The organism is Microbacterium sp. K2 (genome assembly GCF_051365005.1).
In the GTDB taxonomy this organism is placed as follows: Bacteria; Actinomycetota; Actinomycetes; order Actinomycetales; family Microbacteriaceae; genus Microbacterium; species Microbacterium foliorum_B.
Genome location: NZ_JBLWII010000001.1, coordinates 548,125 through 561,534, shown reverse-complemented (window position 1 = coordinate 561,534; position 13,410 = coordinate 548,125). Strand labels below are relative to the sequence as shown.

Here is a 13,410-nt window from a genome sequence, read left to right as displayed (position 1 = left end):
GCCGGACGGGGCTCTTTCCTTTGTGCGCTGTGAGTCAGATCGCGGAGTCGGCCTTCGCCGAGGCCACGAACTCCTTCGCGTCCTTACCGAGGGTGATCGCGCGGACGATCTGCACGATTCCGAGAACGACGAGCGAGATGCCGAGCACCAGCCAGAGCACCGCCGCTGCGTACAGCGGGGAGAAGAGCACGACGATACCGGCGATGATGCTGAGCAGTGCGTAGAGCAGCGTCCAGACGCGCGAGCCGTCCTGTCCGAGGAGCGACAGCGCCACCACTCCGTCGACGATCCAGCTGATGCCGATGAAGATCACGACGACGAGCGCGAGGGTCGCCGCCGCGACTCCGAGGTTCGCGAACGCGATCACGCCGGCGACGATGTAGACGAGGCCCAGCACGATGTGGCCGACTCGTGCCCATCCGCCCTTGACCTTCGAGAAGATACCCAGGCCGATGTAGACGAGACCTGCGATCACGAGGTAAGTGGCGAAGATGCCTGTGACGATCACGGCGGACTTGAGCGGCCAGACGAGCAGGACGATGCCGGCAATGAGGGCGATGGCGCCCGAGACCGCCAGCACCACGCGAATGGACTTGAACAGTGACTTCGCTTCGGTTGCGAGTGGATCAGACATGGTTGGGGACCCCTTTCTGAGAAAATCCTGTGAGGGATGGTCACAGAGTAGCGCTGTCTGGGGCGGGATGGGGGGAGGTCGATATCGATATGTCGCGGACGTTCACACTCTGTTACGGGAGGTCATGCGAAAATCGGGGGGTGACCCCGGACGATGATGCGCGGCTCCGTGAGCTCGTCGTGATGCGCAGAGTGCGGGATCGCATCGATCGCGAGTACGCGACGCCTCTCGATGTCGAGGCTCTGGCGCGCGGCGCGCACATGTCGGCGGGGCATCTCAGCAGGCAGTTCAAGGAGACCTACGGCGAATCGCCGTACTCCTATCTGATGACACGGCGGATCGAGCGGGCCATGGCATTGCTGCGCCGCGGCGACCTCAGCGTCACCGAGGTGTGCTTCGAAGTGGGGTGCTCATCGCTGGGCACCTTCAGCACACGATTCACCGAGCTCGTCGGTGTCTCACCCCGCGTATATCGTGAGCGCGCAGCGGATGTCGACGGCATCCCCAACTTTCAGGTGAAGCACGTGATCAGACCGATCAGGAATCAAGAAGCGCCGCGCACGGGCGCGCACCTAACGTGAACCCCATGAACATCAGCATCCACTACGCATTCCTCCCGCACACCGACGCCGAGGCGGCTCTCGGCTTCTATCGTGACGTCCTCGGCTTCGAGGTGCGCAACGACGTCGGCTACGACGGCCTCCGATGGCTCACGGTCGGTCCGCAAGGACAACCCGAGACGTCGATCGTGCTGCACCCGCCTGCCACCGACCCTGGGATCACAGATGCCGAGCGCCAGACGATCCTCGAGCTCATCGCCAAAGGCAGCTATGGCGCGGTGACGCTCGCCAGCGACGATCTCGACGCCCTGTTCGAGCGGCTGGTCGACAGCGGCGCCGACGTGGTCCAAGAGCCCATGGACCAGCCGTACGGGGTGCGCGACTGCGCGTTCCGCGACCCCGCGGGCAATCTGCTCCGAATCAACCAGGCCGGCTGACCCGGTCCCTACTCGAGGAATCTCATGACGACGCACCCCGCTGACGGCCACGACATCATCCGCGTGCAGGGTGCGCGCGAGAACAACCTGAAAGAAGTGAGCGTCGACATCCCGAAGCGCCGTCTCACGGTGTTCACCGGCGTCTCGGGGTCGGGCAAGAGCTCGCTGGTCTTCGACACGATCGCCGCCGAGTCTCGGCGCATGATCGACGAGACCTACAGCGCTTTCGTGCAGGGGTTCATGCCCTCGGTGCCGCGCCCCGACGTCGACGTGCTCGAGGGACTCACGACCTCGATCATCGTCGACCAGGAGCGACTCGGGGCGAACCCGCGTTCGACCGTCGGCACGGTGACCGATGCGAACGCGATGCTGCGGATCCTCTTCAGCAAGCTGGGTCAGCCCTACATCGGAGGCCCCACAGCCTTCTCCTTCAACATCCCCACCCAGAGGGCCAGCGGGGTGATGACCGGGCCCGGCGGCGAGAAGAAGATCGTCAAGGATGCGATCTACCTCGGCGGGATGTGCCCGCGGTGCGAGGGCAGGGGAGCGGTGTCCGATCTCGACCTCTCCCAGATCGTCGATGAGACGAAGTCTCTCGACGGGGGAGCGATCATGGTCCCCGGGTACACCGCGGACGGCTGGATGGTGAAGGGCTTCTCCGCGTCGGGTTTCTATCCGGCAGACAAGCCGGTCGCCGAGTTCACCGAGAAGCAGCGCCAGCTCTTCCTCTACGGTGAGGTCACCAAGGTAAAGATCTCGGGCATCAACATGACCTATGAGGGGCTCATCCCCAAGATCACCAAGTCGATGCTCTCGAAGGACCTCGACGCCCTGCAGCCGCACATCCGCGCCTTCGTCGAGCGGGTGGCGACCTTCGCGAAGTGCCCCGAATGCGACGGGACCCGTCTCACCGAGGGGGCGCGGTCATCGAAGATCGACGGGATCAGCATCGCCGATGCCTGCCGGATGCAGGTGACCGATCTCGCCGCGTGGGTGCGCAGCCTGGAGCTTCCGGGCGCAGCTCCGCTGCTCGAGGCCCTGCGAGCCAACCTCGACGCGTTCGTCACCCTCGGCCTGGGGTACCTGAGCCTCGAGCGGCCCTCCGGAACTCTCTCCGGCGGGGAGGCGCAGCGCATCAAGATGCTGCGCCATCTGGGGTCGTCTCTCACCGACGTCACCTATGTGTTCGACGAGCCGACCATCGGCCTCCACCCGCACGACATCCAGCGGATGAACACGCTGCTGCTTCGCCTGCGCGACAAGGGCAACACGGTGCTGGTCGTCGAGCACAAGCCCGAGACCATCGTGATCGGCGATCATGTGGTCGACCTCGGCCCAGGCGCGGGGAGCGCAGGAGGAGAGATCTGCTTCGAGGGGACCGTCGAAGGGCTGAAGGCCAGCGGCACGCGCACGGGCGATCATCTCGACGACAGAGCCGTGCTCAAGGAATCGGTGCGCAGCAGCACCGGTGCGATCGAGATCCGCGGCGCCACCGCCAACAACCTGCAGAACGTCGACGTCGACATCCCTACCGGCATACTCACTGTCGTCACCGGCGTCGCCGGTTCGGGCAAGAGCTCGCTGATCCACGGATCGGTGTCGAAGCTCGAAGGCGTCGTCGCGATCGACCAGGGGGCGATCAAGGGATCACGACGGAGCAACCCCGCCACCTACACCGGCATGCTCGAACCGATTCGCAAGGCGTTCGCCAAAGCGAACGGGGTCAAGCCCGCGTTGTTCAGCGCGAACTCCGAAGGAGCGTGCCCGACCTGCAAGGGCGCCGGCGTCATCATCACCGAGCTCGGGTTCATGGACACGATCGAGACGCCCTGCGAGGACTGCGGCGGCAAGCGGTTCCAGGCTGCCGTCCTCGAGTACAAGCTGGCAGGCAAGGACATCACGGAGGTGCTGGATCTGCCCGTCGCCGAGGCGAGGCTGTTCTTCTCCGAGGGCGAGGCGAAGATTCCCGCTGCTGCCACGATCCTCGGGCGCCTCGAAGACGTGGGTCTGGGGTATCTCTCTCTCGGGCAGCCGCTGTCGACGTTGTCGGGCGGCGAGCGTCAGCGCATCAAGCTGGCGATCCAGATGGGCGAGAAGGGCGACACGTACGTCCTCGACGAACCGACCACGGGGCTCCACCTCGCAGACGTCCAGAACATCCTCGGCCTTCTCGATCGACTCGTCGAATCCGGCAAGACGGTCATCGTGATCGAGCATCACCAGGCGGTGATGGCTCACGCCGACTGGATCATCGACATCGGACCCGGCGCAGGACACGATGGAGGTCGAGTCGTCTTCGAGGGAAGCCCGGCGGATCTTGTCGCGGCCAAGTCGACGATCACGGCGGAGCACCTGGCGGAGTACGTCGGCGCGTAGGGGAGGGGCCCGGTCAGTCCTTGCGCGCGACGATCGTGAAGGTGCAGGGCATGAGATTGCGTTCCGTCTCGGGCCAGGCATAGCCACGCGGCACCTCGATCATCCGCGGGCTGAACTGCCAGGGGAGTGTTCGTCCCTCATCGAAGTGAAGGATGCGGAGACCGGCTCTCAGCAACGATCTGAGGATCTCCGAGAGGGGGTGCGGCCACTCGTACGTGCGCGGGTGTGCGACTGTGCCGTCTCCGGCGTAGGTCGACTCGTCGTCCCACCGCTGTGCGCGACCGTCTCCGAAGTACGGGTAGCGCGTCGTGAGGTCTGGCGCATCCTCGTCGAGAGCGAGTAACGCGGGATGACCATCGCGGATGAAGAACGTGCCACCCGAGCGCAGTAGAGCGACGATCTGAGTCGCCCAGCGGTCGAGATCCTCGAGCCAGCAGATCGTCCCGATGCTCGTGTAGACGACGTCGAAGTCGCCCGACACCGCATTGCTCGCATCGAGGACGTCGGTCTGGACCCACGTCGCCGAGACCCTTGCGCGATTCGCGAGCGCCTCTGCAGCCCGCAGCGCCGGCTCCGAGAAATCCACGCCCGTCACGGTCGCCCCGGCACGCGCCAGCGAGATCGTGTCGGTGCCGATATGGCACTGCAGATGGCAGAGGTCCAGTCCTGAGAGAGTTCCACCACGCACGAAACGGCTGAGCACCGGCAGATCGTCGCTCACGACATCGCTGAGGTGGCTCGGCTCGTCGAACGCGTCCAATCCGTATGCTGCCTCGTGCAAAGGGACTCGGTCGTTCCAGTTCTGCAGATTCGCGCTGCGCGCGGCTTCCCAGTCGATCTCGACGTTGCTTCCGTTCACGTGTTGAGCCTAGCGACTGCCTCGATAGCCCGATTGAGCTATTGCCGATAATGCACATTATGTCAGAAAGCGTCAGAATCGGCCTCCCCTTCGCTTGTGGACCGTTGAACACGATCGTGTGCACATCCGCCGGCGAATACCCGTACGGGCGGTCGGGTATCCACTCTCCATACTCCGCTCGGTACTCACGATCGAAGAGCTCTCTCAGCGCCGCCGATTGTGATTCGGACAGGGCATCGTGCTCGACGATGGCGACGTGGTCCGTCATTCAGAGACCGCCGTGCGTCGGAGTGACCACGCTGGGCGTCGGACCCAGCGCCGTCACTGTCAGGATGTTCCGCCCGTGCTCGCTCGCGGCGCGATCATTGCCTGAGTCCACGAATCCGAGCTTCGTGAGCACGCGGCATGAGGCGACATTCCATTCCCAGACGCTCGCCCACGCTCGCTGGTGTCCCGCTGAACCGGCCCACGCGAGCACGGCCGTGGCGGCCTCTGTCGCATACCCACGATTGTGGGCGCTGCGCAGAAGTTCGAAGGCGATCTCCGGCTCGCCCTCTGCGCCGTGGCCCTCGAAGATGAGTCCGCAGTAGCCGTAGACCTCGCCGCTCGCGGCGTCCTCTACAGACAGCAGGTCGGAGCGCTCCCTTCCCTTGTTCGCGATGTCGGCCGCTATCTCGGAGACCGTGGGGCGGCCGTCAGCATCGAGCTGCCGATGAGCCGGCACGCGCTCGTCGCGTTCGGTCCACAACCGGTGGAAGACCTCAGCATCCGTGACCGCTTGTGGCCGGAGGATCAACCGGTCGGTGCGCAGTGCCGCTCCACCCAGCGCGCCCCGCGCCCGTAGGCCGGCTTTCACGCTCATGTCGTTGACCCGGCCTCAACGAGTTCAGCCAGTGCCGACGTCACCGAGCCCCAGCCCTCGAAGAAGCCAAGGTCTTCGTGCAGATTCCGTGCTGCAGGATCGCCGTGACGCACGATCACACGGTACGTCGTGCCCTCGGCATGTTCGGCGAGGGTGATCTCCGCCGTCATCGAGACGGGTTCCGGCTTCGCAGGACGCCAGGCGCTGTCGATGGCGTTGGTGAAGACCAGTCGCCTCTCGGGCTCCACGACGAGGAAGATCCCATCCGTATGCGGGATGTACTCCCCCGCAGCCTCACGCATGCTGGTGACGAAGTCGCCACCGGGTTGCACGTCGAGTCGATCGACCCGTGCCTGCATGGGGGCGGGAACCCACCACCGCGCGAGAAGTTCGGAATCGGTCCAGGCTCGCCACACTGCCGACGGCGATGCCCGGATCGTCCTCTCCAGGGTCAGATCGAGCCGCGGGTCGATTGCTGTGCTGGTCATCGGTTCTCCTCCAGATCGGCCATCAGGGATTCGAGGCGGTCGGTGCGGTCATCCCAGATTCGCCGTTGCTCGTCGAGCCAGTGCCCCACGACCGCAAGACGGTCGCGATCGAGCGTGCAGGTGCGCACGCGCCCGGTCTTGGAAGTGCGGATGAGTCCGCTCTCCTCCAGTGCGCGGATGTGCTTCATGAACGACGGAAGCGTGATCGGGAAGGGCTGCGCGAGCTCCCCCACGCTCGCCGGGCCGCGACCGAGTGTGCGAACGACCTCGCGCCGCGTCGGATCCGCAAGCGCGAGGAAGACTCCGTTCACGTCCTTATTGTTAGCCATGAAGAAAAGTATTGACCACGAAGATGGTTAGCGCAAGGGCAAAGTGTTTGCAGGTCTCTCCATGCAGACGAGTCCCTCGCGTTCGTCCCACGACGCGACGCGCTCGAAGCCGCGAGATTCGTAGAGCCTGATCGCCGGTGCCCGCCACTCCCAGACCGACAGGCGCACCCGCCCGGATGTCAGCGCGAGTGCCGCATCCAGCAACGCGGATCCGACTCCGCGCCCTCGGAGGTTCGGGTCTGCCCAGAGGCGCTTGATCTCAGCCTCTCCCCCATCGATCCGAACGATCACTACCCCGACGGTCCCTTGCTCGGTGATCGCGAGCAGGGTCGTGCAGTCCGCGTAGGCGGTGTTCGGATCCTCCAGCTCCCGCGCGTACCTCGTCGGCAGCGATGTCAGCGATGTCAGCGATGCAGGCGACGCGGCCTGACCGTGCTCGAGCTTCTCCGTTTCGGTCTGGAGCAGATACGTCTGGACGAGCTCACTCACCGCGGTTGTATCGGCGTCATCCCAGGTCGATTCCCGGACGCGGATCGACAGACGGAGCTCGTCATGCGGCGGATGAGGATGAGGATGCGACGTCACTCCCTCATTCTGTCGTCACTGTGCAGCCCAGACTCCCAGCTCGTTGCCGCTCGGGTCGATGAAGTGCAGTCGTCGCCCACCCGGGAACTCGTAGGGACCCTGGGTGACCGCGCCGCCTGCGTCGGTGATCGCCTGCTGCGTGGCGTCGAGATCGTCGGAGTACAGCAGTACGAGCGGCCCGCCGGGCGGACGCCCCTGGTCGGAGAGCAGCAGACCGCCGACCTCCGAGCCGTCTCCGGTCAGTGAGGCGATACCCGCGTAGGCGGGACCGTAGTCCACGAAGACCCAGCCGAACGCCTCTCGATAGAAGCGCTTGGCTGTCTCGAGATCATTGACGACGAGCTCGACGTAGTTGATGGAGTGGTGCACGGGTACAGGTGTCATGCGGCCAAGGTATCGAGAGCATCGGACATCCAGCACCCCATGCTCGAGCCGTCCGTGCGTCGGGAGGTTCTCCCACGAGGAGTACCGTGGGAGGAGTGCAACAGGTTCCCCGCTCCCCCGTGACCACCCCGGGATGGAGAGCCTGGCTCATCTGGGGCGTGGGTGTCGCCGCCTACGTTCTCGCCATCACCAACCGCACGTCGCTCGGCGCGGTCGGTGTAGAGGCCGCCGATCGATTCCAGGCGGATGCGTCGACCCTCGCCCTGTTCGCCGTGGTGCAGCTCGCCGTCTACGGCGGCATGCAGATACCCATCGGCATCCTGCTCGACCGCTTCGGCTCGCGCCCCATCATGACGATCGGCATGCTGCTCATGGCAGCGGGCCAGCTCACGATGGCCCTCTCCCCCGGCATCGGGATCGCGATCTTCGCCCGCATCCTGCTCGGTGCCGGTGACGCGGCGGTCTTCCCCGCCGTCCTCCGGCTGGTGGCGACGTGGTTCCCCGCGCAGCGAGGACCGATCATGGTGCAGTTCACCGGCATCATCGGTCAGGCGGGTCAGCTGATCGCTCTCGTCCCGCTCGCAGCGCTTCTGCACGCGACCACGTGGACGATCACTTTCGGCAGCATCGCGGGGCTCGGCGTCCTGTTCACGATCCTCGTCGCGCTCGTCATCCGCAATCACCCTGCTGAGCGTGGCGCAGATTTGACCGTCAACACCGACACGGGTGTGATCCGTGTGGTCACCTCGGCGATCGATACCGGCGTGGGCATCCGAGCCGCGTGGGCGCACCCCGGCACCCGACTCGCCTTCTGGTCGCACTTCACCACACCGTTCGCCGGCACTGCCTTCATCCTGCTCTGGGGAATGCCGTTCCTCACCGCGGCCCAGGGCCTCGATACGGCGCACGCGGCGGGAATCATCTCGGTGTACGTGGTCGCCGGAATGGCGCTCGGTCCCATCATCGGCGACCTCTCGCGCCGTCTGCCCAATCAGCGTTCGCTCGCACTCGTCCTGCCTGCCGTCGGGGTCCAGTTCGTCGCTTGGGTGGCCGTCATCGCTCTGCCCGGACCGGCTCCACTCTGGCTGCTCTACGTGCTCGCCGTGGCTCTTGCGACGGGAGGCCCCGCGAGCATGATCGCCTTCGACCACGCGCGCACACACAATCCGTCGCACCGCCTGAGCACCGCGACCGGAGTGACCAACGCGGGTGGGTTCATCGCCGCTCTGATCGCGATCTTCCTCATCGGCCTCGCGCTCGACCTGCAGGGTGCGGGCACGCCGGAGACGTACTCGCTGGAGGCGTTCCGTGTCGCATTCCTCATGCCCATCCCGCTGTGGATCCTCGGCGTCACCTTCATCCTGATCGAGCGCAAGCGCACGCGCATCAGGATGGGCCTGGATCCCGAGAGGCGTCGCTGACTGCTTCTAGGATGAAGCTCATGCCCACGAGCTTCACCTTCTCGAATGACCCTGCCCTGATCGACCGTGGCCTGGTGCACCGCTGGCTGAGCGAGGAGTCGTACTGGGCGAAGGGCCGCAGCCGCGCGACCCAGGATGCCGCGATCGACGCGTCGCGCAACTACTCGATCCGCGACGAAGGCGATCGGCAGGTGGGGTACGCCCGGGTCGTGACCGACGGCGTGACCTTCGCGTGGCTGTGCGACGTGTTCGTCGTCGAGGAGGCCCGAGGGCACGGAGTCGGAAAGATGCTCGTCGAGGGTGTCCTGGAGGACCTTTGCGAATCATCGACGGTCAAGCGCATCATGCTCGCGACGAGCACCGCGAGCGGTCTCTACGCGCATTACGGCTTCGCGCCGTCTGCCGATCCGAACCACTACATGGTGAAGCTGATCGACCGAGGATGATCTCAGCGGCCGGGTCGCCTCAACGGCGTCCAGCCGAAGGGCACGGGACCGTCGGCGGCCGCCCGCTCGCGATCGGCTCGCGCTGACCAGCCCTGCGCCTCATCGGGCGTGTCGAAGGCTCCTCTGGCGACTCGCAGGCCGACATCCTCATGATGCATCCGGGGTGCTCCCCCTCGCCGCACGGACGCCCGGACGCTCCACGTATCGTCGGCGAATCCCCCACCACGGAACACGCGGTACTCGCCATAGCGGGCCGGGTCCAGAAGATCCCAGCACCACTCCCACACGTTGCCGAGCGTATCGAAGAGGCCGTGCAGGTTCGGCAGCTTGCCACCGACATCCTGCGGGGCCGAGACCGCATCGGCGCTCGTCCAGGCGGCATCGGCGAGAGGCGCGTAATGAGGACCGACTGAACCCGCTCTGCAGGCGTACTCCCACTCGGCCTCGGTGGGCAGTCGATAGCCGTCGCCCGTCGCATCCCAGCTGACGTCTTCGCCGTCGAACCGATAGACCGGGTCGAGCCCCTCCCACTCGGAGGCGGCATTGCAGAAATGGATCGCGCGCAACCAGCTCACATCGACTGCGGGTCGCCGCGGATGCCGTGACGCGATGGGGAGGATCTCCGCGAGCTGCTCTTCGGTGACCGGGAACACCCCGATCTCGAAGTCCTCGACGGCGACGGTGCGCTCGACCTTGCGACGCGCGTCGTGGAGGGTGACCGAGCCGCCTGCGATGCGGCGCATCTCGATGTCGGTCACGCGTGTGGGACTCTCTCGACCCAGTCGGGGTACTTCGCCGCGCGTCCGTCACCGGACGAGGTGCGTGTGACGCGCCGTCTGACCCAGGGGCCCACGAATTCTCGGTAGTAGGCGAGACCGGCCGGCCCGCCGGCCGTGAGAGCGGTCGGAGACCACCACGTCGACGGCGGCTCGAAACCCAGGCCGTGGAGCACCCGCGCGGCGACACGGTGGTGACCGGCGGCGTTCATGTGGAGCCGATCCTCGGACCAGTACTTCGCATCGGCGAGCTCTCGATCGGGCCAGTTGAGTGCGCGCACGACGTCGTCGCGACCCTCGACCCGGCGCAGCACTGCATCGGAGAGCAGGTCGCCGCGACGCTGCACGAGCGACCCCATCGGAAGCTGTCCACTCGGATTCGCCCCCGAGAGAAGGATCAGTGTGACGCCCTCATCGTCGCACCGGCGCAGGACTCGACTGAATGCGTCGGCGATGTGCTCGAGGTCGGTCCTTGGTCGGAGCATGTCGTTGCCGCCGCCGTTGAACGACAGATGCGTCGGACGCAGCGCGAGCGCGGGTTCGAGCTGCTGCTCGACGATCGGCCAAGCCAGCTTGCCGCGGATCGCGAGATTCGCGTAGCTGATCGAGTGGCCGGCAGCATCGGCCCAGCCCTGAGCCACGAGGTCGGCCCACCCTCGTTCACGGCCGTCGGGCAGAAGATCACCCACTCCCTCGGTGAAGGAATCTCCGATGGCCACATAACGTACTTCTGTCACCTCGACAGCCTATTCCCGCACGCGGACACTGCGGCGATCACCGGTCGTCGAGAGCCATTCCACCGCGATCGACCAAGCCCCACGCCGCCGCTGCCGCAACGACGAAGCACACACCGAACACGGCGAACAGCATCGGTGCTCCCCCGGCGACGAGCACGACCGGCACGGACAGCGGGGCGACGATCGACGCGATGCGTCCCACTCCCGCAGCCCAGCCCGCTCCTGTCCCCCGCAACGAAGTCGGATAGATCTCGGGAGTCACTGCGTACAGCGCGCCCCAGGCACCGAGATTGAAGAACGAGAGGGCCATCCCCGAGGCGATGATGGCGGCCTCGGTCGTCGATGTCCCGAAGAAGACGGCCGACACGGCCGATCCGACGAGGAAGACCGAGAGCGTCGTGCGCCTGCCCCACACCTCGATCAGCCACGCGGCGACCGCATAGCCCGGCAACTGAGCGAGGGTGATGATGAGAGTGAACCCGAAGGACCGCACGAGATCGAACCCTGCATCGACCAGGATGCTGGGGATCCAGATGAACGCGCCGTAGTACGCGAAGTTCACGCAGAGCCAGACGATCCAGAGGCAGATGGTGCGCACCCGGAACTCCGCGTTCCACAGCGTGGTCAATCGTGCGCGCGTGGTGACGGCGATCGCTCGCGACATCGGTTCGCGTCTGATCGCAGGCCCCGGTTCGACCCCGGCGTCCGCTTCGAAGGTCGCGACGATGCGGTCGGCCTCGGCGATGCGCCCGCGCGAGGCGAGCCATCGGGGCGACTCGGGCAGGCCCCATCGGACGACCAGTGCGTAGACCGCAGGGATCGCGCCGAGCGCGAACGCCCAGCGCCACCCGTCGTCGGATGCGGGGATCACGAAGAATCCGATCAGCGCGGCCGCCGTCCACCCCAGCGCCCAGAACGCTTCGAGAATGACGATCAGCCGGCCCCGGATGCGGGCGGGCGCGAACTCGCTGACGTACGTGGAAGCCACGGGAAGCTCGGCGCCGAGACCCAGCCCGACGAGGAAACGCAGCACGAGGAGGGCGGCGAGGCCGCTCACGAGCGCGCTTGCTCCCGTTGCGACGCCGTAGACGAGCAGGGTGAGTGCGAAGACCTGGCGTCGCCCGAGCCGATCGGCGAGCAGGCCGCCGAGTGTGGCGCCGATCGCCATGCCGATGAATCCGACGGATGCGATCCACCCCGCATCCGTCTTCGTCAGGCCCCACTGCTGGGTGAGTGCCGCCAGAATGAACGAGATGAGTCCGACGTCCATCGCGTCCAGGGCCCAGCCGACCCCCGAGCCGGTGAGAAGCCGGAGGTGTCGGCGCGTGAACGGGAGCTCGTCGAGACGCCCGGCGATCGACGCCCGGCTCGGCAGCGCGGTGTTGGCCATTCCTTCATCGTAGAGGGGCGCGCCGCGGTGCCGAGCTGTGCGTCAGTCGCGATCTGCGAGCAGCCGGTGCACTCGAGGGATGACCTCGGAGCCGTAGAGTTCGATGCTGCGCATCATCGCATCGTGTGACAGCGTGCCGGTGGCGTACTTCATGTCGAAGCGACCGAGCCCGAGCGTCGTCACGGTGTCGGCGATCTTTGCTGCGACCCGCTCGGGCGAGCCGACGTACAGGGCTCCGGCAGGACCCACGTCGTTCTGGAATCGAGCCCGGCTGTACGGAGGCCATCCCCGCTCGCGACCGATGGTGTTGTTCATCGCCTCGAACCCGGAGTATGCGGCCTCCCATGCTTCCTCATCGGTATCGGCGATGTGGCCCGGGGAGTGCACCGCGATGGGGTGGGAGGTCGTGCCGAACGACGCCACCGAGCGGTGGTACAGGTCGACGAACTGGCGGAAGCGCCCTGCGGGTCCGCCGATGATCGCGAGCATGAGGCCGAGTCCATGACGGGCGACGCGCACGACGGACTCAGGGCTGCCGCCCACCCCCACCCAGGTGCGCAGCCCGTTCTCCGTCTTGGGGAAGACATCGGCGTTCTCGAGCGACGCGCGCATCGACCCCGACCACGTCACCGGCTGCTCCTTGAGAAGCTCGACGAAGAGTTCGAGCTTCTGCTCGAAGAGGGCGTCGTAGTCGCGAAGGTCGTAGCCGAAGAGTGGGAAGGACTCGATGAACGATCCTCGGCCGAGCACGACCTCAGCGCGTCCGTTCGACAGGGCGTCGAGCGTGGCGAAGCGTTCGAACACGCGCACCGGGTCATCGGATGACAGCACCGTGACGGCAGTGCCGAGGCGGATGTTCTTCGTGCGACCGGCGATCGTGGCTAGCACCATCTCCGGCGCCGACACGGCGAACTCCGTGCGGTGGTGCTCCCCCACGCCGAAGAAGTCGACTCCGACGCTGTCGGCTCGCTCCGCCTGATCGACGATGTTGCGGATCGTCTGCGCTCCGGTGAGAAGTTCGCCGTCGTCGCCTCTCGTGATGTCGCCGAAGGTGTCCAGCCCGAACTCGATGCTCATGTCAGCCCTTTCTATTCAGCTGAATGAACAGCGAGCGCGGTCGGCGCAT

16 protein-coding genes are annotated in these 13,410 nt (G+C 66.1%); 5 read left to right on the top strand and 11 right to left on the bottom strand.

Translation table 11 applies throughout. From position 1 onward, the window contains the following. Positions 1 to 34: 34 nt before the first annotated feature. Positions 35 to 634: an HdeD family acid-resistance protein gene (locus ACLKOY_RS02865; protein ID WP_309688469.1), complete on the bottom strand. Its 600-nt coding sequence runs from the start codon at positions 632 to 634 to the stop codon at positions 35 to 37. A 182-nt stretch (positions 635 to 816) separates the two neighbouring features. Here ACLKOY_RS02865 and ACLKOY_RS02860 point away from each other — a divergent pair, with 182 nt between their 5' ends. Genes ACLKOY_RS02860 through ACLKOY_RS02850 form a run of 3 tightly spaced genes read left to right on the top strand, consistent with a single transcriptional unit; the run spans position 817 to position 4,007 of the window. Further along, on the top strand, positions 817 to 1,215 hold the full coding sequence (locus ACLKOY_RS02860; RefSeq protein ID WP_436454083.1) for a helix-turn-helix transcriptional regulator: 399 nt from the start codon (positions 817 to 819) through the stop codon (positions 1,213 to 1,215). A 5-nt stretch (positions 1,216 to 1,220) separates the two neighbouring features. Further along, on the top strand, positions 1,221 to 1,631 hold the full coding sequence (locus ACLKOY_RS02855; protein WP_436452335.1) for a VOC family protein: 411 nt from the start codon (positions 1,221 to 1,223) through the stop codon (positions 1,629 to 1,631). 24 nt (positions 1,632 to 1,655) lie between these two features. Continuing rightward, positions 1,656 to 4,007, top strand: coding sequence for an ATP-binding cassette domain-containing protein (locus ACLKOY_RS02850; RefSeq protein ID WP_436452334.1), 2,352 nt, complete (start codon positions 1,656 to 1,658; stop codon positions 4,005 to 4,007). Between the two features lie 13 nt (positions 4,008 to 4,020). On the opposite strand, the gene ACLKOY_RS02845 is transcribed toward ACLKOY_RS02850, so the two are convergent. From ACLKOY_RS02845 to ACLKOY_RS02820, 6 genes are all read right to left on the bottom strand, one after another. Then, positions 4,021 to 4,866 carry a class I SAM-dependent methyltransferase gene (locus ACLKOY_RS02845; RefSeq protein WP_436452333.1) on the bottom strand — a complete coding sequence of 282 codons (846 nt, stop codon included), beginning with the start codon at positions 4,864 to 4,866 and terminating at the stop codon, positions 4,021 to 4,023. Between the two features lie 268 nt (positions 4,867 to 5,134). Continuing rightward, positions 5,135 to 5,728: a GNAT family N-acetyltransferase gene (locus tag ACLKOY_RS02840; protein WP_436452332.1), complete on the bottom strand. Its 594-nt coding sequence runs from the start codon at positions 5,726 to 5,728 to the stop codon at positions 5,135 to 5,137. Then, entirely contained in the window at positions 5,725 to 6,216 is a 492-nt protein-coding gene (locus ACLKOY_RS02835; RefSeq protein WP_436452331.1) for an SRPBCC domain-containing protein, read from the bottom strand. The genes ACLKOY_RS02840 and ACLKOY_RS02835 overlap by 4 nt, the downstream gene beginning before the upstream one ends. Further along, entirely contained in the window at positions 6,213 to 6,545 is a 333-nt protein-coding gene (locus tag ACLKOY_RS02830; protein WP_436452330.1) for an ArsR/SmtB family transcription factor, read from the bottom strand. The genes ACLKOY_RS02835 and ACLKOY_RS02830 overlap by 4 nt, the downstream gene beginning before the upstream one ends. Positions 6,546 to 6,572: 27 nt before the next feature. Beyond that, positions 6,573 to 7,034 carry a GNAT family N-acetyltransferase gene (locus ACLKOY_RS02825; RefSeq protein ID WP_436452329.1) on the bottom strand — a complete coding sequence of 154 codons (462 nt, stop codon included), beginning with the start codon at positions 7,032 to 7,034 and terminating at the stop codon, positions 6,573 to 6,575. Positions 7,035 to 7,145: 111 nt separating this feature from the next. Continuing rightward, positions 7,146 to 7,514, bottom strand: a complete 369-nt coding sequence (locus ACLKOY_RS02820; protein WP_436452328.1) for a VOC family protein — start codon at positions 7,512 to 7,514, stop codon at positions 7,146 to 7,148. Between the two features lie 95 nt (positions 7,515 to 7,609). On the opposite strand from ACLKOY_RS02820, the gene ACLKOY_RS02815 reads away from it, so the two are divergent. Next, positions 7,610 to 8,935 (top strand): MFS transporter, encoded by a 1,326-nt coding sequence (locus ACLKOY_RS02815; protein WP_436454082.1) that lies wholly within the window; start codon positions 7,610 to 7,612, stop codon positions 8,933 to 8,935. 20 nt (positions 8,936 to 8,955) lie between these two features. Further along, the gene (locus ACLKOY_RS02810) at positions 8,956 to 9,381 is read left to right on the top strand and encodes a GNAT family N-acetyltransferase (protein ID WP_436452327.1); all 426 of its coding nucleotides are present in this window, start codon (positions 8,956 to 8,958) and stop codon (positions 9,379 to 9,381) included. 2 nt (positions 9,382 to 9,383) lie between these two features. Here ACLKOY_RS02810 and ACLKOY_RS02805 read toward each other — a convergent pair whose 3' ends face one another. From ACLKOY_RS02805 to ACLKOY_RS02790, 4 genes are read right to left on the bottom strand one after another with little or no spacing between them, the layout of a single operon-like run. After that, positions 9,384 to 10,124, bottom strand: coding sequence for a formylglycine-generating enzyme family protein (locus ACLKOY_RS02805; protein ID WP_436454081.1), 741 nt, complete (start codon positions 10,122 to 10,124; stop codon positions 9,384 to 9,386). An 11-nt stretch (positions 10,125 to 10,135) separates the two neighbouring features. Next, a complete protein-coding gene (locus ACLKOY_RS02800) occupies positions 10,136 to 10,894 on the bottom strand; it encodes an SGNH/GDSL hydrolase family protein (RefSeq protein WP_436452326.1) in 759 nt (252 codons plus the stop codon). Between the two features lie 37 nt (positions 10,895 to 10,931). After that, a complete protein-coding gene (locus ACLKOY_RS02795) occupies positions 10,932 to 12,284 on the bottom strand; it encodes an MFS transporter (protein ID WP_436452325.1) in 1,353 nt (450 codons plus the stop codon). Between the two features lie 42 nt (positions 12,285 to 12,326). After that, a complete protein-coding gene (locus ACLKOY_RS02790) occupies positions 12,327 to 13,361 on the bottom strand; it encodes an LLM class flavin-dependent oxidoreductase (RefSeq protein ID WP_436452324.1) in 1,035 nt (344 codons plus the stop codon). Between the last annotated feature and the right edge of the window lie 49 nt (positions 13,362 to 13,410).

Excerpts from the sequence above, each read along its gene's own strand:
- ACLKOY_RS02820 (WP_436452328.1), bottom strand. The coding sequence starts at position 7,514 with ATGACACCTGTACCCGTGCACCACTCCATCAACTACGTCGAGCTCGTC.
- ACLKOY_RS02790 (WP_436452324.1), bottom strand. The coding sequence starts at position 13,361 with ATGAGCATCGAGTTCGGGCTGGACACCTTCGGCGACATCACGAGAGGC.
- ACLKOY_RS02865 (WP_309688469.1), bottom strand. The coding sequence starts at position 634 with ATGTCTGATCCACTCGCAACCGAAGCGAAGTCACTGTTCAAGTCCATT.
- ACLKOY_RS02810 (WP_436452327.1), top strand. The coding sequence starts at position 8,956 with ATGCCCACGAGCTTCACCTTCTCGAATGACCCTGCCCTGATCGACCGT.
- ACLKOY_RS02835 (WP_436452331.1), bottom strand. The coding sequence starts at position 6,216 with ATGACCAGCACAGCAATCGACCCGCGGCTCGATCTGACCCTGGAGAGG.
- ACLKOY_RS02850 (WP_436452334.1), top strand. The coding sequence starts at position 1,656 with ATGACGACGCACCCCGCTGACGGCCACGACATCATCCGCGTGCAGGGT.
- ACLKOY_RS02840 (WP_436452332.1), bottom strand. The coding sequence starts at position 5,728 with ATGAGCGTGAAAGCCGGCCTACGGGCGCGGGGCGCGCTGGGTGGAGCG.
- ACLKOY_RS02795 (WP_436452325.1), bottom strand. The coding sequence starts at position 12,284 with ATGGCCAACACCGCGCTGCCGAGCCGGGCGTCGATCGCCGGGCGTCTC.
- ACLKOY_RS02855 (WP_436452335.1), top strand. The coding sequence starts at position 1,221 with ATGAACATCAGCATCCACTACGCATTCCTCCCGCACACCGACGCCGAG.
- ACLKOY_RS02830 (WP_436452330.1), bottom strand. The coding sequence starts at position 6,545 with ATGGCTAACAATAAGGACGTGAACGGAGTCTTCCTCGCGCTTGCGGAT.
- ACLKOY_RS02805 (WP_436454081.1), bottom strand. The coding sequence starts at position 10,124 with ATGCGCCGCATCGCAGGCGGCTCGGTCACCCTCCACGACGCGCGTCGC.
- ACLKOY_RS02860 (WP_436454083.1), top strand. The coding sequence starts at position 817 with ATGCGCAGAGTGCGGGATCGCATCGATCGCGAGTACGCGACGCCTCTC.